The organism is Streptococcus sp. SM3, assembly GCF_027497875.1.
The window spans coordinates 51,887-72,810 of the sequence record NZ_JAJNSA010000003.1; the positions used below are offsets into that span (position 1 = coordinate 51,887).

General features: G+C 38.5%; 28 protein-coding genes. 20 read left to right on the top strand and 8 right to left on the bottom strand.

Annotated features, from left to right (window positions below; genetic code table 11):
• Positions 1–65 precede the first annotated feature (65 nt).
• The gene (gdhA, locus tag PAN06_RS01150) at positions 66–1,412 is read right to left on the bottom strand and encodes an NADP-specific glutamate dehydrogenase (RefSeq protein ID WP_000199543.1); all 1,347 of its coding nucleotides are present in this window, start codon (positions 1,410–1,412) and stop codon (positions 66–68) included.
• 240 nt (positions 1,413–1,652) lie between these two features.
• Here gdhA and PAN06_RS01155 point away from each other — a divergent pair, with 240 nt between their 5' ends.
• The 7 genes from PAN06_RS01155 (at position 1,653) to PAN06_RS01185 (ending at position 8,263) form a co-directional block, all read left to right on the top strand.
• Positions 1,653–2,588 (top strand): dihydroorotate oxidase, encoded by a 936-nt coding sequence (locus tag PAN06_RS01155; protein WP_269795352.1) that lies wholly within the window; start codon positions 1,653–1,655, stop codon positions 2,586–2,588.
• 32 nt (positions 2,589–2,620) lie between these two features.
• Positions 2,621–3,658, top strand: coding sequence for a DNA polymerase III subunit delta (gene holA, locus PAN06_RS01160; protein ID WP_269795353.1), 1,038 nt, complete (start codon positions 2,621–2,623; stop codon positions 3,656–3,658).
• A gap of 176 nt (positions 3,659–3,834) precedes the next feature.
• Positions 3,835–4,440, top strand: a complete 606-nt coding sequence (sodA, locus tag PAN06_RS01165; RefSeq protein WP_269795354.1) for a superoxide dismutase SodA — start codon at positions 3,835–3,837, stop codon at positions 4,438–4,440.
• A gap of 161 nt (positions 4,441–4,601) precedes the next feature.
• Complete coding sequence (locus tag PAN06_RS01170; RefSeq protein ID WP_049511066.1) at positions 4,602–5,132, top strand: YutD family protein; 531 nt, start codon at positions 4,602–4,604, stop codon at positions 5,130–5,132.
• A 20-nt stretch (positions 5,133–5,152) separates the two neighbouring features.
• Positions 5,153–6,238, top strand: a complete 1,086-nt coding sequence (rlmN, locus tag PAN06_RS01175; RefSeq protein ID WP_125409976.1) for a 23S rRNA (adenine(2503)-C(2))-methyltransferase RlmN — start codon at positions 5,153–5,155, stop codon at positions 6,236–6,238.
• Positions 6,238–6,720 carry a VanZ family protein gene (locus PAN06_RS01180; protein WP_269795355.1) on the top strand — a complete coding sequence of 161 codons (483 nt, stop codon included), beginning with the start codon at positions 6,238–6,240 and terminating at the stop codon, positions 6,718–6,720. The genes rlmN and PAN06_RS01180 overlap by 1 nt, the downstream gene beginning before the upstream one ends.
• 1 nt (position 6,721) lies before the next feature.
• Entirely contained in the window at positions 6,722–8,263 is a 1,542-nt protein-coding gene (locus PAN06_RS01185) for an ABC-F family ATP-binding cassette domain-containing protein (RefSeq protein ID WP_000025378.1), read from the top strand.
• A gap of 54 nt (positions 8,264–8,317) precedes the next feature.
• On the opposite strand, the gene PAN06_RS01190 is transcribed toward PAN06_RS01185, so the two are convergent.
• From PAN06_RS01190 to PAN06_RS01205, 4 genes are all read right to left on the bottom strand, one after another.
• Entirely contained in the window at positions 8,318–9,121 is an 804-nt protein-coding gene (locus tag PAN06_RS01190) for a peptidylprolyl isomerase (RefSeq protein WP_269795356.1), read from the bottom strand.
• Between the two features lie 212 nt (positions 9,122–9,333).
• Positions 9,334–9,501: a hypothetical protein gene (locus PAN06_RS01195; RefSeq protein ID WP_269795357.1), complete on the bottom strand. Its 168-nt coding sequence runs from the start codon at positions 9,499–9,501 to the stop codon at positions 9,334–9,336.
• 135 nt (positions 9,502–9,636) lie between these two features.
• On the bottom strand, positions 9,637–9,861 hold the full coding sequence (locus tag PAN06_RS01200; RefSeq protein WP_006151257.1) for a helix-turn-helix transcriptional regulator: 225 nt from the start codon (positions 9,859–9,861) through the stop codon (positions 9,637–9,639).
• A gap of 2 nt (positions 9,862–9,863) precedes the next feature.
• Positions 9,864–10,442 carry a DUF3796 domain-containing protein gene (locus tag PAN06_RS01205; protein WP_269795358.1) on the bottom strand — a complete coding sequence of 193 codons (579 nt, stop codon included), beginning with the start codon at positions 10,440–10,442 and terminating at the stop codon, positions 9,864–9,866.
• Between the two features lie 697 nt (positions 10,443–11,139).
• On the opposite strand from PAN06_RS01205, the gene rpsP reads away from it, so the two are divergent.
• From rpsP to PAN06_RS01250, 9 genes are all read left to right on the top strand, one after another.
• Positions 11,140–11,412, top strand: coding sequence for a 30S ribosomal protein S16 (rpsP, locus tag PAN06_RS01210; RefSeq protein WP_000268760.1), 273 nt, complete (start codon positions 11,140–11,142; stop codon positions 11,410–11,412).
• Between the two features lie 19 nt (positions 11,413–11,431).
• Positions 11,432–11,671, top strand: a complete 240-nt coding sequence (gene kphA / locus PAN06_RS01215) for an RNA-binding protein KphA (protein ID WP_000379617.1) — start codon at positions 11,432–11,434, stop codon at positions 11,669–11,671.
• Between the two features lie 44 nt (positions 11,672–11,715).
• Entirely contained in the window at positions 11,716–12,042 is a 327-nt protein-coding gene (locus tag PAN06_RS01220; protein WP_268718155.1) for a MazG nucleotide pyrophosphohydrolase domain-containing protein, read from the top strand.
• A gap of 347 nt (positions 12,043–12,389) precedes the next feature.
• Positions 12,390–13,292: a DMT family transporter gene (locus PAN06_RS01225; protein WP_269795359.1), complete on the top strand. Its 903-nt coding sequence runs from the start codon at positions 12,390–12,392 to the stop codon at positions 13,290–13,292.
• A 149-nt stretch (positions 13,293–13,441) separates the two neighbouring features.
• Positions 13,442–14,299, top strand: a complete 858-nt coding sequence (locus PAN06_RS01230; RefSeq protein ID WP_269795360.1) for an alpha/beta hydrolase — start codon at positions 13,442–13,444, stop codon at positions 14,297–14,299.
• Between the two features lie 97 nt (positions 14,300–14,396).
• Entirely contained in the window at positions 14,397–15,185 is a 789-nt protein-coding gene (locus PAN06_RS01235) for an alpha/beta hydrolase (RefSeq protein WP_261266839.1), read from the top strand.
• 30 nt (positions 15,186–15,215) lie between these two features.
• The gene (rimM, locus tag PAN06_RS01240; RefSeq protein WP_045611339.1) at positions 15,216–15,734 is read left to right on the top strand and encodes a ribosome maturation factor RimM; all 519 of its coding nucleotides are present in this window, start codon (positions 15,216–15,218) and stop codon (positions 15,732–15,734) included.
• Positions 15,724–16,443 (top strand): tRNA (guanosine(37)-N1)-methyltransferase TrmD, encoded by a 720-nt coding sequence (gene trmD / locus PAN06_RS01245; protein ID WP_261104826.1) that lies wholly within the window; start codon positions 15,724–15,726, stop codon positions 16,441–16,443. Before rimM ends, trmD begins: the two co-directional genes overlap by 11 nt.
• An 11-nt stretch (positions 16,444–16,454) precedes the next feature.
• Positions 16,455–16,793, top strand: a complete 339-nt coding sequence (locus tag PAN06_RS01250; protein ID WP_001196041.1) for an ATP cone domain-containing protein — start codon at positions 16,455–16,457, stop codon at positions 16,791–16,793.
• A 30-nt stretch (positions 16,794–16,823) separates the two neighbouring features.
• On the opposite strand, the gene PAN06_RS01255 is transcribed toward PAN06_RS01250, so the two are convergent.
• Complete coding sequence (locus tag PAN06_RS01255) at positions 16,824–17,144, bottom strand: hypothetical protein (RefSeq protein WP_269795361.1); 321 nt, start codon at positions 17,142–17,144, stop codon at positions 16,824–16,826.
• A gap of 98 nt (positions 17,145–17,242) precedes the next feature.
• Between PAN06_RS01255 and PAN06_RS01260 the strand changes: the two genes are divergently transcribed.
• Positions 17,243–17,458, top strand: coding sequence for a YdbC family protein (locus tag PAN06_RS01260; protein ID WP_000807437.1), 216 nt, complete (start codon positions 17,243–17,245; stop codon positions 17,456–17,458).
• A gap of 53 nt (positions 17,459–17,511) precedes the next feature.
• On the opposite strand, the gene PAN06_RS01265 is transcribed toward PAN06_RS01260, so the two are convergent.
• Entirely contained in the window at positions 17,512–18,048 is a 537-nt protein-coding gene (locus PAN06_RS01265; RefSeq protein ID WP_269795362.1) for a biotin transporter BioY, read from the bottom strand.
• A gap of 174 nt (positions 18,049–18,222) precedes the next feature.
• Entirely contained in the window at positions 18,223–18,603 is a 381-nt protein-coding gene (locus PAN06_RS01270) for a hypothetical protein (protein ID WP_269795363.1), read from the bottom strand.
• Between the two features lie 363 nt (positions 18,604–18,966).
• On the opposite strand from PAN06_RS01270, the gene PAN06_RS01275 reads away from it, so the two are divergent.
• From PAN06_RS01275 to PAN06_RS01285, 3 genes are all read left to right on the top strand, one after another.
• A complete protein-coding gene (locus PAN06_RS01275; protein WP_269795364.1) occupies positions 18,967–19,194 on the top strand; it encodes a helix-turn-helix transcriptional regulator in 228 nt (75 codons plus the stop codon).
• Positions 19,195–19,269: 75 nt separating this feature from the next.
• The gene (locus PAN06_RS01280; RefSeq protein WP_269795365.1) at positions 19,270–20,727 is read left to right on the top strand and encodes an N-6 DNA methylase; all 1,458 of its coding nucleotides are present in this window, start codon (positions 19,270–19,272) and stop codon (positions 20,725–20,727) included.
• Between the two features lie 4 nt (positions 20,728–20,731).
• The coding region (locus PAN06_RS01285; RefSeq protein ID WP_269795366.1) for a DNA cytosine methyltransferase at positions 20,732–20,924 on the top strand (193 nt) is incomplete at its 3' end.

Consider the following 20,924-nt stretch of genomic DNA (forward strand, 5'->3'; position numbering starts at 1 on the left):
TGAGTTTTTTTGAAGTCAACATAAAAATCCCCAATCGTAGCGATTGAGGATTAAGCAAATGAATCTTAAACAATACCTTGTGCAATCATAGCGTTTGCTACATTTTCAAAGGCAGCAATGTTTGCTCCTGCAAGGTAGTCTTTATCAAGACCATATGTTTCTGAAGTTGTTTTAGCTGTGTTGAAGATGTTTGTCATGATATCTTTGAGACGTCCATCAACTTCTTCACGAGTCCATGAGAGGCGAAGACTGTTTTGGCTCATTTCAAGGGCTGAAACGGCTACACCACCAGCGTTGGCAGCTTTGGCAGGTCCGTAGAAGATACCATTTTCTTTGTAAACTTTGATGGCATCAAGGTCGCTTGGCATGTTAGCACCTTCAGAGACACAGATAACGCCTTGAGCAACCAAGCGTTTAGCTGCTTCACCATTGATTTCGTTTTGAGTCGCACATGGAAGAGCGATGTCATAGTTTCCAGCGTAAGTCCATACAGAACCTTCATGATAAGTAGCAGTTGCTTTCTCAGCTGCATACTCAGTCAAACGAGCGCGACGTTTTTCTTTAACATCAACCAAAAGATCGAAGTCGATACCATTTTCATCGATGACATAACCATTTGAATCAGATACAGAGATAACAGTTGCACCAAGTTCAGTCGCTTTTTGAAGAGCGTATTGAGCAACGTTACCAGAACCTGAAATAACCACTTTCTTACCAGCAAAGCTATTACCGTTAGCTTTAAGCATTTCTTCAGTGTAGTAAACCAAACCGTAACCAGTTGCTTCTGGACGAATCAAGCTACCACCAAATCCAAGAGGTTTACCAGTCAAGACACCAGCATCAAATTGGTTAAGGCGTTTGTATTGACCGTAAAGGTAACCAATCTCACGTCCACCAACACCGATATCACCAGCAGGTACGTCAAGTGATGGGCCGATGTATTTTTGCAATTCAGTCATGAAGCTTTGGCAGAAGCGCATCACTTCAGCATCTGTTTTACCTTTAGGATCGAAGTCTGATCCACCTTTACCTCCACCGATAGGAAGTCCAGTCAAGACATTTTTGAAGATTTGTTCGAATCCGAGGAATTTCAAGATCCCTTGGTTAACAGTTGGGTGGAAACGAAGTCCGCCTTTGTATGGTCCAACAGCTGAGTTGAATTGAACACGGTAACCACGGTTTACTTGAACTTTTCCATCACGGTCAACCCAAGGAACACGGAAAGAAATCACGCGTTCTGGTTCAGTAATACGTGCCAAGATATTTTCTTCGATATACTCAGGGTGTTTTTCAAATACAGGTTCTAAAGTGTTGAAAAATTCTTCAACAGCTTGGAGGAACTCAGCCTCATGCCCGTTACGAGCTTTTACAGTTTCAAACACGCTTTGGATATATTCTTTAGCAGATGTCATATCGTTCTCCTTAAATTCTAATTTAATTATGTGAGTCATTATAGCAGAATTTTTTTTTACTGTAAAGAAAAAAACAGAAATTTTCTAAAAATTCTATCAATTTAGTTTTGACATTTAGTTTTGAGGCTTTTTGGAAATAGATAAAAAACGAACGTTTTTCTTATAAATGCCTTTCTTAAAGAGAAAATCTGAAAATGTGGTATAATATTAGCAATAAAAGGAATCTGGAGGATCAGAATCATGGTATCAACGAAAACGCAAATTGCTGGTTTTGAGTTTGACAATTGTTTGATGAATGCAGCAGGTGTGGCTTGTATGACGATAGCAGAGTTAGAGGGCGTTAAAAACTCAGCGGCAGGAACTTTTGTGACTAAGACAGCAACCTTGGACTTTCGTCAGGGGAATCCTGAGCCACGCTATCAAGATGTTCCACTTGGTTCTATCAACTCTATGGGCTTGCCAAATAAGGGCTTAGACTATTATTTGGATTATCTTTTGGATTTGCAAGAAAAAGAGCCAAACCGAACTTTCTTCCTATCTCTAGTCGGCATGTCTCCAGAGGAAACCCATACTATCTTGAAAAAAGTACAAGAGAGTGAGTTTCGTGGTCTGACTGAGCTAAACCTCTCCTGTCCAAATGTTCCAGGAAAACCTCAGATTGCCTATGATTTTGAGACAACAGACCGGATTTTGGCAGAGGTATTTGCCTACTTCACAAAGCCTCTTGGAATTAAATTGCCACCATATTTTGACATTGTTCACTTTGACCAAGCGGCAGCTATTTTCAATAAGTATCCTCTTAAGTTTGTCAACTGCGTCAACTCAATCGGAAACGGCCTTTATATAGAAGATGAGTCTGTTGTTATCCGTCCTAAAAATGGTTTTGGGGGCATTGGTGGGGAGTATATTAAACCAACTGCTCTAGCTAATGTTCATGCTTTCTACCAACGCTTAAATCCTCAAATCCAAATTATCGGAACAGGTGGCGTTCTGACTGGTCGAGATGCCTTTGAACATATCCTCTGTGGAGCAAGTATGGTGCAGGTGGGAACCACCCTTCACAAAGAAGGAGTTGGTGCTTTTGACCGCATTACCAATGAACTAAAAGAAATCATGTCGGAAAAAGGGTACGAGAGCCTAGAAGATTTCCGTGGGAAATTACGCTATATTGATTAAATTCATTAAAAAATCAGAAGAAAGGAGAGAAGATGCTAGCCATTGAAGAAAGCCAGAAGTTGACTTTATCAAATTTACCTAGTCTGAGCCTATTTACAGGGACAGACCAGGGTCAGTTTGAAGTGATGAAGAGTCAAGTGTTGAAACAGATTGGTTATGATTCTGCTGACCTCAACTTTGCCTACTTTGATATGAAAGAAGTGGTCTACAAGGATGTGGAACTGGAGTTGGTCAGCCTTCCTTTCTTTGCGGATGAGAAAATCGTGATATTGGATCATTTTGTCGATATCACGACTGCTAAAAAGCGCTTTTTGACAGATGATGAGCTCAAGTCGTTCGAAGAATACCTTGATAACCCTTCACCAACAACCAAGTTGTTAATCTTTGCAGAAGGAAAGCTGGATAGTAAAAGACGGCTGGTAAAATTACTTAAGCGTGATGCCAAGGTCTTTGATGCAGTAGAAGCAAAAGAACAAGAATTGCGCCAGTATTTCCAAAAGTGGAGCCAGAAACAAGGTCTGCAGTTTGCCAATCATTCTTTTGAAAATCTTCTCGTCAAGTCTGGTTTCCAATTTAGTGAAATCCAGAAAAATCTCCTCTTTTTACAGTCCTATAAGGAAGACTCTGTTATCGAGGAAGAGGATATTGTTAACGCAATTCCCAAGACCTTGCAGGACAATATTTTTGATTTAACTCAGTTTATTCTGACTAAAAAGATGGACCAGGCGCGCGATTTGGTTAGAGACTTGACCTTGCAAGGAGAAGATGAAATCAAGTTGATTGCAGTCATGCTAGGACAATTTCGGACTTTTACTCAGGTGAAGATTTTGGCGGAGTCTGGGCAAGCAGAATCTCAGATTGCAAGTAGTCTAGGAAGTTTTCTCGGACGCAATCCAAATCCCTATCAAATCAAGTTTGCGCTGAGGGATGCTCGAGGACTTTCCTTGAGCTTTTTGAAGCAAGCTATTTCTTATTTGATTGAGACAGACTATCAGATTAAGACAGGTCTTTATGAAAAGAGTTTCCTTTTTGAAAAGGCACTCTTACAGATTGCTAGTCAGGTAAACTGATATTTTTTTGAAACTACAACCCGCGTCAGGATTATCTTGTCGTGGGTTTCTTGCTGATTTTCATTGAGTATTATTAGAAAGTATTTCAGTGATTTCCTTATCTATAAGCAAAAAACTTGAAAAAAGTGAATGTTTGCGTTATCATTTTCATATAGAAAGAAAAAGAGGTATTACAGATGGCTATTATCTTACCAGATCTTCCATATGCATACGACGCTTTGGAACCATACATCGATGCGGAAACAATGCACTTGCACCATGACAAACACCATCAAACTTATGTCAACAATGCCAATGCAGCTCTAGAAAAACACCCTGAAATCGGTGAAGACCTTGAAGCCTTGCTTGCTGATGTAGAATCTATTCCAGCTGATATCCGTCAAGCACTTATTAACAACGGTGGTGGACACTTGAACCACGCTCTTTTCTGGGAATTGATGACTCCTGAGAAAACAGCTCCATCAGCAGAACTTGCAGCAGCAATCGATGCAACATTTGGTTCATTTGAAGAATTCCAAGCGGCCTTCACTGCAGCAGCAACAACTCGTTTCGGTTCTGGCTGGGCATGGTTGGTTGTCAACAAAGAAGGGAAACTTGAAGTGACTTCAACAGCAAACCAAGACACACCAATCTCAGAAGGCAAAAAACCAATCTTGGGCTTGGACATTTGGGAACATGCTTACTACGTGAAATACCGCAACGTGCGTCCTGACTACATCAAAGCTTTCTTCTCAGTGATCAACTGGAACAAAGTAGATGAATTGTACGCAGCTGCTAAATAATGATATGATATATGGAGGGAAGAATTGTTCTTCTCTTTTTAAGGTTATATTATTTTGGTCTGACAAAATCGTCAGACTTTTTTCATTTTTATGAGAAACGTGCTAACTGCTAGAAATTATGGTAGAATAAAGTATTAAGTAATCGTGGAAAAAGGATATCTATGCGAAAAGAAATTGCACCTGAATTATACAACTATAACAAGTTTCCTGGTCCTGAGTTCCATTTACATGGGGACAAGGTTGAAACGGAAGGGATAGCTTTTTCCTTGGTGGAAAATATCAAGGATGCCTTTGATGTGACGGCTTTTAATCAGCGTTTTTCAGAAGTCTTAACAAAGTTTGATTATATCGTGGGAGACTGGAGCAACGAACAGCTTCGCCTACGAGGTTTTTATAAGGATGATCGAACAGAAGAAAAACTTGAAAAAATCAGTCGTTTACAAGACTACCTTTTAGAGTATTGTAGTTATGGTTGTGCCTATTTTGTCTTAGAAAATGAAGCTCCTAAGCGAGCATCATTTGACAAGAAAATGCGTAAGAAGGAAGAAGAAACACCTTCTAGAAAAGGAAAGAAACCGACTCAAACAAAACGAAAACCGAATGCAGATAAGAAAAATAGACGTCGTCAGAAAGACCAGCATTCTCAGAAAGAGGACAAGGGGCAACGTCATTTTGTCATTCGTCAGAAGTGAGTAGAGAATAAGGAGAAGAAATGAAACCGTCAATTTATAGTTTAACACGTCAAACCATGCAGGAATGGGTTTTGGAGCAAGGAGAAAAGAAATTCCGTGCAGATCAAATCTGGGAATGGCTTTACCGTAAACGTGTCCAGTCATTTGAAGAGATGACCAACCTTTCCAAGGATTTGATTGCTAAGCTTAATGACCAGTTTGTGGTCAATCCCTTGAAACAACGTATCGTTCAAGAGTCTGCTGATGGGACAGTTAAATATCTTTTTGAATTGCCAGATGGAATGCTGATTGAGACAGTACTCATGCGTCAACATTACGGTTTATCTGTCTGTGTGACCACTCAGGTCGGCTGTAATATCGGTTGTACCTTCTGTGCCTCTGGTTTGATTAAGAAACAACGTGACCTCAATAACGGTGAAATCGTAGCGCAAATCATGCTGGTTCAGAAATACTTTGATGAGCGTGGTCAGGACGAACGCGTCAGCCATATTGTTGTCATGGGAATTGGTGAGCCCTTTGATAACTACAATAATGTCTTGAATTTTGTTCGTACTATCAATGATGATAAAGGAATGGCCATCGGTGCTCGTCACATCACGGTTTCAACCTCAGGTTTGGCCCATAAAATTCGTGATTTTGCTAATGAAGGGGTTCAGGTCAATCTTGCCGTGTCACTTCACGCACCCAATAATGAATTGCGCTCAAGCATCATGAAGATTAACCGTGCCTTTCCGATTGAAAAACTCTTTGCTGCTATTGAGTACTATATTGAGACAACCAACCGTCGTGTGACCTTTGAATACATCATGCTCAATGAAGTCAATGACGGTGTAGAACAAGCCTTGGAATTGGCTGAATTGCTCAAGAACATCAAGAAATTGTCTTATGTAAACTTGATTCCTTATAACCCAGTTAGTGAGCATGACCAATATAGCCGTAGTCCTAAAGAGCGCGTCCTGGCCTTCTATGATACGCTTAAGAAAAAAGGGATTAACTGTGTTGTTCGTCAAGAACATGGCACTGATATTGATGCAGCTTGTGGACAATTGCGTTCTAATACAATGAAACGTGACCGCCAGAAAGCAGTCGCAGCAGTCAATCCTTAATGATGAAGAAGACTTATAATCATATTTTGGTCTGGGGGGTCATTTTCTATAGCATTTGTATCGTCTATTTTTGCTTTACTCCTCAAGAACATTCTCCTGTGGGAGTGGAAACTCCAGGTATTCAACATCTTGGACGCCTGGTTTTTCTTTTGACTCCTTTCAATTCTTTCTGGAAACTGGGCGAAGTGAGTGACATTAGACAATTATATTGGATTTTTCTACAAAATATCCTTAATGTCTTCTTACTTTTTCCTTTGATATTCCAACTCCTTTATCTCCTTCCAAACTTGCGAAAAACAAAAAAGGTGCTACTTTTTAGCTTTCTAGTGAGTCTTGGAATTGAGTGTACGCAGTTAGTCTTGGATTTTTTCTTTGATTTCAATCGCGTCTTTGAGATTGATGATTTGTGGACTAATACCTTGGGTGGCTATCTGGCTTGGTTTCTCTATAAACAATTACATAAAAACAAGATAAGGAATTAAAATGAGTATTTTAGAAGTTAAAAATCTGAGTCATGGTTTTGGTGACCGTGCAATTTTTGAAGATGTGTCCTTCCGTCTCCTCAAGGGAGAACATATCGGCCTGGTCGGTGCCAATGGTGAAGGGAAATCAACCTTTATGAGCATTGTGACTGGTAAGATGTTGCCAGATGAAGGGAAGGTTGAGTGGTCCAAATATGTGACTGCCGGTTACTTGGATCAGCACTCAGTCCTTGCTGAAGGACAGTCGGTGCGTGATGTTCTCCGTACGGCTTTTGATGAGCTTTTCAAAGCTGAAGCCCGTATCAATGACCTCTATATGGAAATGGCTGAAGACGGAGCGGATGTTGATGCTCTCATGGAAGAAGTGGGAGAACTTCAAGACCGTCTGGAGAGTCGTGATTTCTATACCTTGGATGCTAAGATTGACGAAGTAGCGCGTGCCCTTGGTGTTATGGACTTTGGCATGGATACAGATGTAACCTCTTTGTCAGGTGGGCAAAGAACCAAGGTACTTTTGGCTAAACTCCTCCTTGAAAAGCCCGATATCTTGCTGTTGGACGAGCCGACCAACTACTTGGATGCTGAGCATATTGATTGGCTCAAGCGCTATCTCCAAAACTATGAGAATGCCTTTGTCCTCATTTCACACGATATTCCATTCCTAAATGACGTTATCAATATTGTCTACCATGTGGAAAATCAACAGCTGACGCGTTATTCTGGTGACTACTACCAGTTCCAAGAAGTCTATGCTATGAAGAAATCTCAGCTAGAGGCAGCCTACGAACGTCAGCAGAAAGAGATTGCCGACCTCAAGGACTTCGTGGCTCGAAACAAAGCGCGTGTTGCAACACGAAACATGGCCATGTCTCGTCAAAAGAAATTGGATAAGATGGATATTATCGAACTGCAAAGTGAGAAACCAAAACCATCCTTTGATTTCAAACCAGCTCGTACGCCAGGGCGCTTTATCTTCCAAGCCAAGGATTTGCAGATTGGTTATGATCGACCTCTGACCAAGCCTTTAAATCTTACCTTTGAACGCAATCAAAAGGTTGCTATTATCGGGGCAAATGGTATCGGGAAAACAACTCTCTTGAAGTCTCTCTTGGGCATTATTCCGCCAATTGCTGGGGAAGTGGAACGCGGTGACTACCTAGAACTTGGTTATTTTGAGCAGGAAGTAGAAGGTGGCAATCGTCAAACACCACTTGAAGCTGTCTGGAATGCCTTTCCAGCTCTCAACCAAGCTGAAGTTCGTGCAGCTCTTGCTCGTTGTGGTTTGACAACCAAGCATATCGAAAGTCAAATTCAGGTTTTGTCAGGTGGGGAACAAGCCAAAGTTCGTTTCTGTCTCTTGATGAATCGTGAAAACAACGTTTTAGTGCTGGACGAGCCGACCAACCACTTGGATGTGGATGCCAAGGATGAACTCAAACGCGCTCTTAAAGAATACAAGGGATCTATTCTTATGGTCTGTCACGAACCAGACTTTTATGAAGGATGGATGGACCAAATCTGGGATTTTAATAATTTAACTTAAGAATGAGAGTAAAAGAAATACAGTACCGAATGTGGATACTGTATTTTTGGGTTTTTAAGATTTAAAATCGTAGTCTTTCACCACTTCGATGCTATCGATAGTAATAGCAGTCGTTGGCTTGTCTTTTTCATCTTTTTCGGCTTTAGCAATTTTATCTACAACATCCATACCGTCAATCACTTGACCAAAGACTGGGTGTTTGCCATCTAGACTAGGGTTTCCCCCTTCTTTATAGGCTTCGATGATTTTCTTTGGATACTTGCTTGTAGGGAGTTTAGCAGAGGTATCTGTAGAGTTTTGGTTGATGAAGAACTGGCTGCCGTTGGTGTTTGGTTGACCAGTATTAGCCATAGAAAGAGCGCCACGGATGTTATAGAGATAAGGAGTAATCTCGTTTTTGAAACCAGTTCCCTTGTCTTTAGTCTTATCCTTGTCATGCCAGATGGACTGACCACCTGTACCGTCCCCTTTTGGATCTCCAGTTTGAACCATGAAGCCATCGATGACACGGTGGAAGGTAATACCGTTATAGTAGCCTTCTTTGGCATGAGTGAGGAAGTTTTCAACTGCTAGAGGAGCGAGTTTAGGGAAGAGCTTAATGCGGATATCACCTTGACTTGTGTGGAGAATCACTTCAGCCTCGTCTTCAGCAACTTCTTTAGATAGTTGTGGGAAAATGGCGTTTTCGTTTGTTAAAGCATCGTTTAACTCCTTGGCAGATTGGGCAGCTGCTTTGGAACTTTCTTCAGCAGCAAGACTGGAATCAACATAGTCATCACCACGCAAACTACGTTGGATGTTGCTACATCCAGCTAGGGCTACAGTGGATAGTAAAAGAAGGGTTGCTAGTTTTTTCATTCTGTTCCTCTCAAAAATTCATTTCTACCATTGTACCCTAAAAGGAAGGGGATTTCAAATATTAGTGACAAGACAGTTTAAGAGGAAGCCAACCAGAAAGTCGCTTGATTAGAGATTTTTCTTTGGATGACGGTCAATAATGTCCTGGTACTGTTTCAGTATCTGCTCTCCCTTTGGAGTCAATTTGTAGCCACGAACGGTAAAGTGACTTGCTAATTCTTCTTCAGTAAATCTGTCATGAAGGCTTGGTCCAGATCTATAGCCTTCATTTTAGACAGTCCCGTGATTCCCTTGCTTTTCAGGATATTCTTTTTCATGGTAGCATTCAGATGATCAAGTGAATCAAAGGCTGTTTCTATGACAGCATAATCTTTTTCCACCAGAGTTTTTAGATGTTTAGGGGCATCAATGCCATAAGAATTACTATATTTTAAAAGAGCATATTTTCAAAGGATTTTTTCTTTCGGCTTAATTCCTAATGAATCAGTGAACTTAATACTAGGTCTCGAAAAGAATTATGCTTCCTCTTTCTGTCTGAGTTCAAAGAGGTCTTCTACTTTCAGATCAAAAACTTGAGCAATTTTAAGAGCCATTTCCAGCGAAGGATTGTAACGGTTATTTTCCAAGTGAAGAATTGTCTCGCGTCGCATGCCGATGAGGTCAGCTAACTCCTGCTGGGTCATGCCTGTGGACTCACGAACAGATTTGAGATTAGTAATAATCTTGCTTTCTTTGGCCATGCTTATCCTTTCCGTTCCAAGATAAAATAGACAACCGCAAAGATGCAACTCAAGACAGCTATGCTAATCAATATTTGTCCCATGTAAAGAGTGAGAGACCCCATATACCCAATGATAACTGCTAGGATCATCAGTGAACCTAGTATAAAAACAAACATCAAGCTAGCTGCCTTTGCTAAATTAGCATAAAAGCGTTCGTCCGGAGTTTCCTTGACATTTTTTAAAGAGAAAAAACCAAATATAATCACTTCAATAACGAGGCTAATTCCCAAAATCCATTCTTTAATACTAGAACTTACGCTTGGGGTCGCAACCCAAATTCCTACTGTATAAAAAATGCTTGCTGCAAACACAAGTATCGTGTAAAGCTTAGCAGACAAGTCAAAAATAATCTTTTCCTTACCTTTCTGACTCTTATGTAGCCAGCTCGAAATAGCTACAATTTGACCTGACACTGAAATACCAGTGATAACTAACTTGGGTCCCCAACTAAGATTAGAACCAAATAAAACAGTAAAATCAATAAAGAGAGCTACGGCAATCATTGCAATGAGGCCACACATTTTTTGACTTTTTTTCATGATAGACTCCTTTTTTGTGTTATAAATATATAACACTTAAATTTTATGTTATAAATATATCACATTTAAATTTAGAAAGCAAGAATTTATGTGCCAAGGTGGCAATTATTTGAAAAAATTTTTTAATAAAAGCCCTCGCTAGTCAAACAACTAAAGAATTCTTTGAAGCAATGCATCGGATTTGGTTTGGATAGTTTCGTTAATAATATTTGATGATAAAGAATTTTTGGAAAATCTAAATACTGTATGAATCTCTACTTTTTTCTTAGACTGTTATAAAGTCTGTCAGAATAAGCGTTGTAGGTGTAGAAGTTAATTTTTACAGAACTAAATTATTCCCCTATTTAGAATCTATTAATTCATATTTTATAAATTAATTAGTAGATATCTTTCTTAAAAATCCTTGATATTTCGTTTGGAAACGGGCTTAGGATTTAGGAGCTAAGTGTCCAAATCTCGTTCAGGCGATATGAAGGGCTTGACTTGATGGTCTTTATAAAATGTTTCTAAAATAGTATTTATGGCATTCTCTTTCTGATTTTTCTTTAAAAATATAACAAATTTCTAAATGGTTTAAAAATTTTATAGTCTGTCAAGTTTTTTTCTTGACACCTGCTAGAAATCTGCTATAATAGAACATGTGCTAAATAGCTCAGCTATTTCACCGAAATAAAAAATAAGAAAAGAGACTTTAAAAATGGCAGTTAAAATCCGTTTGACTCGTATGGGTTCTAAGAAAAAACCTTTCTACCGTATCAACGTAGCAGATTCACGTTCACCACGTGACGGACGTTTCATCGAAACAGTTGGAACTTACAACCCACTTGTTGCTGAAAACCAAGTAACTTTGAAAGAAGACCGCGTTCTTGCATGGTTGGCTGATGGAGCTCAACCTTCAGATACAGTTCGCAACATCCTTTCAAAAGAAGGTGTATTGAAGAAATTCCACGATTCTAAATTCTCAAAATAAGTTTAAAGTAGGTTGACAGATGGATACGATTGAAAATCTCATTATTGCGATTGTGAAACCCTTGATTTCACAACCAGATGCCTTAACTATCAAGATTGAAGATACACCAGAATTTTTGGAATATCATTTGGATCTTGATCAAAGTGATGTGGGTCGTGTAATCGGTCGTAAGGGTCGCACTATTTCTGCGATAAGAACGATTGTCTACTCTGTCCCAACTGAAGACAAAAAAGTAAGAATCGTTATTGACGAAAAATAAGAAGGGCGGGACGAATGTCTCGCTTTTTTTGCAAGGAGCAGGATATGAAGGATTTAACGTTTAGACAATTACAAGACTACTTACTCGAACATTACCAGCAGTCTCGGACTGAGGAAGGTCTTTTTATCAAGCTAGTGGAGGAAGTCGGAGAAGTAGCTGAGGTTTTGAATGGTCGTTCTGGTAGAAAAGAGGGAGTTCAAGATTCGAACGAGGAACTAGCAAAAGAATTGGCTGATATCATTCACTACACTGTCGCAATTGCGGCCATCAACGACATAGATCTAACCAAGATCATTTTTGAAAAAGACAAAAAGGCGGCTATCAAATATCAGCATGAACGAGATTTGGAAGGCTTTTTAGAGAATTTATAAGAGAATAAGAAATGATTTTTTCTTATAAAGAAGATTTCTCATATATTGGTCTAGCTAGTAAATAGAAAACAATGAAACTGGCAGTTTATATTATCAAAGTAAGTAATCTCCAAGAGGTAGACAAGCTAGAACTTGTGAGACAAGAACGAGAAAAGCAGGTCAGCATAGCTGCCTCCTTTATAGGCAATGAGAGAGAATTTATCAGCTTGAAAGAGTAATAGAAGGCATAAAATACTAATCCTAGAAATAGCATCTAGCATTTTACTATGCTACAATGGAAAGACAGTCTCAAAGAATTATAGTCAATTAATCTTGAGAATAGCTACTTTTAAAGGGAGTAACAATCTATGAACGAGAAAACAAAAGCATACCTAGCTGCCTTATCCTTTTCAGCAATCATTGGTTTTTCTTTTTTATTTACTAAGATTGCTTTAGGCTATGCCAGTCCTCTCACAAACTTAGCGCATCGCTATACAATTGCAGCTTTAGTAATGGTCGTTCTTAATCAAACAAAACTTATTAAAGTGAGTTTAAGTAGAAAAGATATTCTTTCTATTCTTCCTATGAGCCTTTTCTATCCGCTTTTCTTTTTTATTTTTCAATCCTTTGCTTTACAGTATATATCGTCTTCTGAAGCTGGAATTTTACAGGCTCTTGTCCCGATTTTTACTCTCCTTTTAGCATCGGCTTTTCTCAAGGAAAAGACAAGCTTGCTTCAAAAGTTCTTTTTATTTTTATCCGTAGCAGGAGTAGTTTTCATCTTCCTTAGTAAAGGAGCTAACTTTGGTACTGAGACTGCTAGTTTTGGCTTTCTCTTGATGTTGGGATCTGTTCTCGCCAATGCACTAAACAATATCCTCAGCAAGGCTAAAGGAGATCGCTATCGGGCCATGGATATGACAGCTGTTGTGATATTTGTTGGCTTCGTCACCTTTAATACGTTGAGTCTGACCTCGCACTATCTAGATGGCAACATATTAGCCTACGTTGCACCTCTCGGACAGCTTCCTTATCTGTTTTCCATTCTTTATTTGGGAATTTTAGCCTCTATCGTTACTGGTAGTCTCTCTATCTATGCTATTGTTCGACTTGGAGCATCAACCGTCAGTGTCTTTGGTAATCTTGGAACAGTTTTGACCATTCTAGCCGGAGCTCTTATCCTCCACGAACCAATTTATAGCTACCATGTAATCGGAGCAACTTTGATTATTGCTGGAATTTTAGGCATGAATCTGATGAGAAAAAAGTAAAGATTGCTGAGCAGTCTTTTTCTTAATCTAAATGATACAGAAAATTCAAAATTTTTAATGGACTTAAGTTTAGAAAACGATGATTTTAATATAGCATGATAAAATAGATAAAACGAATGACACTAGGATAAAGAGGAGAGAGTGTAATAATGAAGCAAAATGATATAGCTGAAGCTATTGCTTTTTATAACAGAAAACCTGAGACTTTAGTACGTCACATTATACCAGTCTTAGATTGTGACTTGGTTGTTTATCATCGTCCTGGAAACGCAAGTAAAGGCCACATTATTTTTTATCATGGAGCTTGTGGCCGTAGTCAGATGTGGGCCCACCAGTATGATGCCTTTGAAGGATTTGACCTCTACTTTGTCAATGTTAGAGGACAGGGTGAATCACCTATGAAAGTTGGTTTACCTGACTTGGAAGGCGCTGTTCAAGATGTAGATGCTATTTTGTCCTATTTCCAGCTAGATAAGGTGATATTGGTTGGTCATTCTTGGGGAGGGAATCCACTTCAAGAGTACACCTATCGTTATCCAAATCGAGTTCTAGCCTTGGTCATGGTAGATAGTTGGGGACAGCATCGTTACCTATCAGATAAAGAGAAAAATCGCATAAAATATAGTTCCCTTATGTACAAAACGATTCCTTGGAAGATGATTGCAGGTAAGAACTCAAAAATGTGTACAGATAATCCTATCACAAGAGAATTAGTCAAGACGGCCATTATAGAAACTGGGAGAGATGTTTTTTTGAACCTTGGAATCACAGGTTTTTTGGCTGTCCATGAGATAGAAGGTTATCAAGGAAATCCTCCCATGCTTTTAGTAAGAGGAGAAAATGATTTTCCAAAACACCTAAAAATGATCTACGATGGGATCATTGCCTTAAATCCCAATGCGCGTCAAGTAACGATTTCAGATAGTAAACACCAACCGATGAATGACCATCCTGAAGAGTTTAATCAGATAATTGGTGAATTCTTTGAAGAAGTAGTAGGCCCATAAGATAGGATCTATCCAACTTGAGAAAATCCTTGGAACGTGATAAAATAAAGGATAAGGATTTTTAATAATTCATTATATAGAACGAGTGGATTTCTTTATGAAGAGGATTGAAGTATCTACAGAAATTGGTAGTCTCTCTGTTACTTATCAAAAGCAAAAGAAAATGCTAGTTTGTTTAAGTGGCGCAGGTTTGCTACCAAGTTATGAAAATTTTTCACTTATACTTGAAAAACTTCCTCCTACAATTGGTTATTTGACTATTGATTTTCCGAACACAGGTAGGAGTCCGATGAATGACCAAGCTGGAAAAAATCTGGATAATCTTGCAGATGCAGTTTATGAAGTACTTGAAGAATTGGCGATTTCTGAATATATACTTTGTGTACATAGTTTGAGTGGAATTTTAGCTTGCAAATTGCTCAACAAACCAATTAAGTGTCAGGCTTTACTAGCAATTGAACCGACAACTAAAAACGTCATGTTTGCTGATTTTTCAGAAAATTCTTATCCAGAAATGGAAGAGCAGATGAGGCTGATTGACGAGTGTGGTCCTGAACTTTATTTTAAGAACTTAACTCAAGCAACATTTAGACCTGAAATTAATAAAGAAATCTGGGAAATAATGCAGGGAAAAGGCTCAGAGTTGGAAAATCAAGATCCAGGATTTCAGATATCTGGAGAGATTACTGAGGAAGATTTTGAGAATTTGTCGATAGAAACTTGTACCCCTGTATTTATTTTTTGTCAGGCTTATAGAGAAAAAGAGTACAGAGAATCAGAATATTGGACTTCCAATACTAAACTCATTTTAGGAGGGAATCACCATTATTTACAATGGTCAGAATCAGAAAAAATTGCGACTATTATTCGAGAATTGTTAGAATAAGATGGATAGAAATAGAGTACAGGAGACAAGATGAACTACTTTAATGTTGGGAAAATCGTCAATACGCAGGGGTTGCAGGGTGAGATGCGAGTCTTGTCTGTGACGGATTTTGCAGAAGAACGGTTTAAAAAAGGGGCTGAGCTGGCCTTGTTTGATGAAAAAGATCAGTTTGTTCAAACAGTGACCATCGCTAGCCACCGTAAACAGAAGAACTTTGACATTATTAAATTCAAAGATATGTACCATATCAACGCTATCGAAAAGTACAAGGGATACAGTCTCAAGGTTGCTGAGGAAGATTTGAATGACCTAGACGATGGTGAATTCTACTATCACGAGATTATAGGTTTGGAAGTCTATGAGGGTGATAACTTGATTGGAACCATCAAAGAAATCCTGCAACCAGGTGCTAACGATGTCTGGGTGGTCAAGCGAAAAGGCAAGCGTGATTTGCTCTTGCCTTATATCCCACCAGTGATTCTCAATGTTGATATTCCAAATAACCGCGTTGATGTGGAAATCTTAGAAGGGTTAGACGATGAAGATTGATATTTTAACCCTTTTTCCAGAGATGTTTTCTCCGCTAGAGCACTCAATCGTTGGAAAGGCACGTGAAAAAGGGCTCTTGGATATCCAGTATCATAATTTTCGAGAATATGCTGAAAAGGCCCGCCATGTCGACGATGAGCCCTACGGAGGCGGTCAGGGGATGTTGCTCCGAGCCCAACCCATTTTCGATGCCTTTGATGCTATTGAAAAGAAAAATCCGCGCGTCATTCTCCTCGATCCTGCTGGAAAGCAGTTTGATCAAGCTTATGCCGAGGATTTGTCTCAAGAGGAAGAGCTAATCTTTATCTGTGGGCACTACGAGGGTTATGATGAGCGCATTAAGACCTTGGTGACAGATGAGATTTCCCTGGGGGACTATGTCCTGACTGGTGGAGAATTGGCAGCCATGACCATGATTGATGCTACGGTTCGCCTGATTCCAGAAGTGATTGGCAAGGAGTCTAGCCACCAAGATGATAGTTTTTCTTCAGGCCTTCTCGAATACCCTCAGTACACACGCCCTTATGATTATCGAGGGATGGTCGTGCCAGATGTACTGATGAGTGGACACCATGAAAAGATTCGTCAGTGGCGCCTGTATGAGAGTTTAAAGAAAACCTATGAACGCAGACCGGATTTGCTTGAACATTATCAACTGACAGCAGAAGAAGAAAAAATGCTGGCAGAAATTAAAGAAAACAAAGAATAAAGGAGATACCTATGCAAGTAATCAAACGTGATGGAGAAATTGCTGAATTTAATCCAGATAAGATTTACCAAGCTATCTTAAAAGCAGCCCAGACTGTCTATGTATTGACAGATGATTTACGTCAAAACCTTGCACAAGTCACTAAGAAAGTGGTTTTGGATTTGGAAGAGGCCAAGGTAGAACGTGCGACTATTAGCATGATTCAGTCTATGGTTGAACATCGTTTACTGGGTGCAGGTTACATTACTATTGCAGAACACTACATTTCCTATCGTCTACAACGTGACTTGGAAAGAAGTGGTTATGGAGATCATATCGCGGTTCATTTACATTTTGAACAAGTTCGCTAAGAAAAAAGAGTGGGATGAAGCAACAACATCTCACTCTTTCTTAAATCTATTTTTTTGGGCTGTTTGGACAGTTGAAGGGACAAATCGCAGGCGTTGAATATCGCTTATGCGGATAATACGACTTACATTTTTAGCAAAATTTTTCACGATAATTTGCTGGCGTTGCTGATCGTATTTGATGATGTCACCTGTAAAGCTTGCCTCAGACAAGATAAGGTGAACAGCGGTTTGTTTCTGGATAGCCTCTTCAATAGTGGCTGTAAGGGAGTTGCTTTCAGTCTGGTCAGCTTGGTCATGTCCATTTAAAAAGTCATGTATTTTACCTAAAACTTGCTGGAATTTATGTCTCATATTGGCCTCCCTTCTTTTATATCAATATTATATAAAATTTTCCTAAAATCTACAAGATTTTACGAATAAACTAATGAAAGCTAAAAAAGGAGAAGAAAATGGCAGAATTTACATTTAAAATCGAAGAGCACTTGTTGACTCTTTCTGAAAACGAAAAAGGTTGGACCAAGGAAATCAACCGTGTGAGCTTTAATGGTGCTCCTGCAAAGTTTGATATTCGTGCTTGGAGTCCAGATCATACTAAAATGGGCAAAGGGATTACTCTCTCCAATGAAGAATTTCAAACGATGGTGGATGCCTTTAAAGGTAATTAAGTTTTCAAAATCAAAGAAAAGGATATTGAGTCATGACAACTCGATATCCTTTTTTAGTTAGCAAAGTAAGCCTGATTTTTAAGGCGTTGAAGTAATGGACGGCTAATAAAACTAATAGCAATAATTTTACCAAGGTCTGGGATGATAAAGGGAAATACCCCCACAATAAGAGCTTTTTCAAATGCCATTCCAGCTAGGAAATGTAAGCTGAGAATCCCTCCGACAAAGACAAGGGCATCACCCAAGAGGTTTGCAAGAAAAATATTGACAATCCCACTCTTGTTGTTGGTTAGAGAGGAAGTAAGTCCAGAGTAAATGAGATAAAACCAAAGATAGCCTGCAGTGGGGCCAACTAAAGCCTGAAAACCAGCTCCACCTCCTGCAAAGACAGGAAGACCGATGGCACCTAGAAGAAGATAGAGTCCAACAGAAAGTACAGCCTCTCTCGGTTTAAAGACAGTAGCAATCAAGCCGATTGCAAAGTTTTGTAGAGTGAAGGGAACAGGTCCAATTGGAAGACTGATTTGTGCTAAAACAGCAATGAGAGCAGCTCCAATAGCAGGGATAGCATAAACATGAGCTTTTTTCAAAATAGTTAACCTCTTTTCTGATGTATAGTAACTATTATACTCGTAGAGTAATTATTGTCAACCAATTTTTTAAAACAAGGTAACAAAAACTGTAACGGCCGATTTTGCTTATTGGTTAAGTTAGATAATTTTTTTGTAGATTTGTAAATCGGCTTTATAGATAATCCTATTTTATCAATAAAAAACAATCTGTAGTTCTTTTCTTCGTTCATTGACATCAGCACCATGAACTGACTTACCTGTGAGTGTCAGGAACTTTCCTGTTGCATCGGGAATATAGACTTCCACATGAGTATTGTGATTATTGATGTAATAGCATTCACTGTCATAGGCAAATCCGTCTGCAAGAATAAAGATATGAATACCATTCCCTGACGGACTGAGTTCCGTATAGGAATCAAAGGTATCAACAATATTCTGACCTCTTGTATCAAGCTTTCCGTTAACAACGCAGTCATCAACATCCACAAGCTTTAATGGTTCAAAGCACCCAATACTGATACCCTCATAACCACCTTTGCTAAATACCTCCACAGTTTCATTACAAACTTCCATAGACAGAACCTGCCATGCTCCTGCATGAACTTGGGTATTGTAGAGTAATCGAAAATCTCCACGTTCAGTTTTTTGTTTTTCTTATCCATACATCTGTATGACTTCCTTCCTAAGGACTGTTACTTGTATCGTCCTTACACTTTCACACTGGAGAAAGCTTTTAAATTTGAGCAGATACATTTGAAAGAATTCCTGTCCTTCTAATTGTTAGCCTTAGGAGTGGCGTTAAAAGGACGTTTTTCTAGAAAAAAATAAAAAATCCATCTGCAAAAGTTACAGATGGACTGGAGGGGTAGAAAAATTCATAATTTTGTGGTATAATAACGCTATATTTTTGAGATAATTCCAGAAAGGAGATGCAATATGGGATTTCCAGAAGAAATTAAAAGAATCAGACAGAGACGTTTTTTAACACAGCAGGACTTTGCTAAAAAAGTGCAGGTGGCATTTTCTACTGTTAATAGATGGGAAGGCGGTAAATCAAAGCCTAACCTTATTGCGATGAAAAATATAAAAGAGTTCTGCCTTAAGAATGATGTGGACTATACAGATGTTGAAGAAGCATGGCTTGACTTCAAGGTGGAGAAATAACCGATATTAATGATGAAACAATGTATGAATTCTTCACGTTTTTTTTGTTGAGATTAATAGTTTGGAGGTAAAAATATGGACTTAGGTCAAGTGTTTACAGATAGAGTTGTTGCAAACTATATGGTCTCATTGCTTTTTGAGGTCAGCAATGACAGAATATTAGAACCATGTTTTGGTGGTGGAGCATTCTTGGAGGCTTGTAAAGAAGCTGGGTATAAGAATGTGTATGGCTGTGAAATAGATGAAAAACTGTACAAGGAAGTTGTGAATGAATATCCTGATTATAAATTATTGAATGTGGATTTTTTGAATTATAATCCGTACGAGGTATTCGATGGTATAATAATGAACCCACCATATATCAGACAAGAAAAAATTGACGATTTGGAGTGTTTAGGAATATCAAAAAAGAAACTGAGAAGAAATAGTATATATCAAGGACTTCCAAGTACCGCCAATTTATACATGTATTTTATTATTAAGGCTATTGATTTGCTGAAAGATAGAGGTGAACTGGTGGTGATTTTTCCAAGCAGTTGGATGAATGCAAGAAGTGGACAAAGCTTTAAGGAATTGTTGGTTTCAAGAACATGGATTGAACGAGAGATTTATATTTGCGGAGAGATATTTGAAAAAGATGCTTTAGTGGATGTTGTTATTCTGAAACTAATAAAGGACAGTAACCCTACTGAGAAAAAAGATGTGAAACCAGAATACTTGGAATTGACTGATGGAAAACTTAAGGAGGTAGTTGGACATAGTGAAGAGTTTGTTTTGAATTTGAGTGTTCCTTTCTCAAAGTATTCTAGTGTTAGACGAGGATTAACTACTGGGTGGAATACAATGTTCATTAATCCACAAGGTGTGAGATTGGATGCCGAGGAATGTATAACAAAGATAATATCTTCTCCGAAAGCAGTTCATGGTTACAGCACTTCTTCGGCAGAGACAGATAATTTGTTAATGATTCCTCAAGGTCAAATACTTACTGATGAATTACAGGAATATATAACTCATTTTGCAAAAATTCTTTCGAGTGAGAAAAAACCAAAAACCTTATACGAGAAATCTAAAGCATCGTCAGAATGGTATACACTCAATGAAGTGGATAGTAATGGTATTTGGTTCAGTTATTTTGTTCGCAATGATATGAAGTTCGTTATGAATACTTCAAACATTTTAGCGCGTGACAATTTTTATATTATCTATCCTAAAATTGATAAATATTTAATGTTTGCATTGCTGAATAATTATTTTACCTATTATCAACTTGAAACTATTGGGAAGAAATATGGAGCTGGATTGTTGAAACTTCAAAGGTATGACATTGAAAAATTGAAGTTTGTTGATGTTGAGAGCATTTCAGAAGAAGATAAAGAGAAATTAGGTTCATTGGCGAAGAAACTAGTGCAGTTTTCAGAAGAAAAATGTATATATGATATAACTTCGATATTGTCGAAGTATACAAAAAAGAAAACGGATGAGATCCTAGTAGCATATCAGAACATAAAGAAAAAGAGATTGGAGGCATGATAGTATGTCCATAAAAGTAGTAAGTGTTTTTTCAGGCGGAGGTGGATTAGACTTAGGTTTTATCCAAGAAGGTTATGAAGTTATATGGGCTATTGATAATAACCAAAATGCTGTAGCAACCTATAAACACAATTTACACGATGAAATTATTTGTGAAGATATTAATAAAATTGATTTAAATTCTATTCCAAGGGCTG

What these genes read in the sequence shown, in the direction of transcription:
- PAN06_RS01200 (WP_006151257.1), bottom strand. Translation starts at nt 9,861, where the DNA reads ATGGCCAAAGAAAGCAAGATTATTACTAATCTCAAATCTGTTCGTGAG.
- PAN06_RS01250 (WP_001196041.1), top strand. Translation starts at nt 16,455, where the DNA reads ATGCAAGTAATCAAACGTGATGGAGAAATTGCTGAATTTAATCCAGAT.
- PAN06_RS01255 (WP_269795361.1), bottom strand. Translation starts at nt 17,144, where the DNA reads ATGAGACATAAATTCCAGCAAGTTTTAGGTAAAATACATGACTTTTTA.
- holA (WP_269795353.1), top strand. Translation starts at nt 2,621, where the DNA reads ATGCTAGCCATTGAAGAAAGCCAGAAGTTGACTTTATCAAATTTACCT.
- PAN06_RS01185 (WP_000025378.1), top strand. Translation starts at nt 6,722, where the DNA reads ATGAGTATTTTAGAAGTTAAAAATCTGAGTCATGGTTTTGGTGACCGT.
- PAN06_RS01280 (WP_269795365.1), top strand. Translation starts at nt 19,270, where the DNA reads ATGGACTTAGGTCAAGTGTTTACAGATAGAGTTGTTGCAAACTATATG.
- PAN06_RS01180 (WP_269795355.1), top strand. Translation starts at nt 6,238, where the DNA reads ATGATGAAGAAGACTTATAATCATATTTTGGTCTGGGGGGTCATTTTC.
- PAN06_RS01270 (WP_269795363.1), bottom strand. Translation starts at nt 18,603, where the DNA reads ATGGAAGTTTGTAATGAAACTGTGGAGGTATTTAGCAAAGGTGGTTAT.
- kphA (WP_000379617.1), top strand. Translation starts at nt 11,432, where the DNA reads ATGGATACGATTGAAAATCTCATTATTGCGATTGTGAAACCCTTGATT.
- rlmN (WP_125409976.1), top strand. Translation starts at nt 5,153, where the DNA reads ATGAAACCGTCAATTTATAGTTTAACACGTCAAACCATGCAGGAATGG.
- PAN06_RS01275 (WP_269795364.1), top strand. Translation starts at nt 18,967, where the DNA reads ATGGGATTTCCAGAAGAAATTAAAAGAATCAGACAGAGACGTTTTTTA.
- rimM (WP_045611339.1), top strand. Translation starts at nt 15,216, where the DNA reads ATGAACTACTTTAATGTTGGGAAAATCGTCAATACGCAGGGGTTGCAG.
- PAN06_RS01225 (WP_269795359.1), top strand. Translation starts at nt 12,390, where the DNA reads ATGAACGAGAAAACAAAAGCATACCTAGCTGCCTTATCCTTTTCAGCA.
- gdhA (WP_000199543.1), bottom strand. Translation starts at nt 1,412, where the DNA reads ATGACATCTGCTAAAGAATATATCCAAAGCGTGTTTGAAACTGTAAAA.
- rpsP (WP_000268760.1), top strand. Translation starts at nt 11,140, where the DNA reads ATGGCAGTTAAAATCCGTTTGACTCGTATGGGTTCTAAGAAAAAACCT.
- PAN06_RS01235 (WP_261266839.1), top strand. Translation starts at nt 14,397, where the DNA reads ATGAAGAGGATTGAAGTATCTACAGAAATTGGTAGTCTCTCTGTTACT.
- PAN06_RS01260 (WP_000807437.1), top strand. Translation starts at nt 17,243, where the DNA reads ATGGCAGAATTTACATTTAAAATCGAAGAGCACTTGTTGACTCTTTCT.
- PAN06_RS01170 (WP_049511066.1), top strand. Translation starts at nt 4,602, where the DNA reads ATGCGAAAAGAAATTGCACCTGAATTATACAACTATAACAAGTTTCCT.
- PAN06_RS01205 (WP_269795358.1), bottom strand. Translation starts at nt 10,442, where the DNA reads ATGAAAAAAAGTCAAAAAATGTGTGGCCTCATTGCAATGATTGCCGTA.
- sodA (WP_269795354.1), top strand. Translation starts at nt 3,835, where the DNA reads ATGGCTATTATCTTACCAGATCTTCCATATGCATACGACGCTTTGGAA.
- PAN06_RS01190 (WP_269795356.1), bottom strand. Translation starts at nt 9,121, where the DNA reads ATGAAAAAACTAGCAACCCTTCTTTTACTATCCACTGTAGCCCTAGCT.
- PAN06_RS01230 (WP_269795360.1), top strand. Translation starts at nt 13,442, where the DNA reads ATGAAGCAAAATGATATAGCTGAAGCTATTGCTTTTTATAACAGAAAA.
- PAN06_RS01155 (WP_269795352.1), top strand. Translation starts at nt 1,653, where the DNA reads ATGGTATCAACGAAAACGCAAATTGCTGGTTTTGAGTTTGACAATTGT.
- PAN06_RS01220 (WP_268718155.1), top strand. Translation starts at nt 11,716, where the DNA reads ATGAAGGATTTAACGTTTAGACAATTACAAGACTACTTACTCGAACAT.
- trmD (WP_261104826.1), top strand. Translation starts at nt 15,724, where the DNA reads ATGAAGATTGATATTTTAACCCTTTTTCCAGAGATGTTTTCTCCGCTA.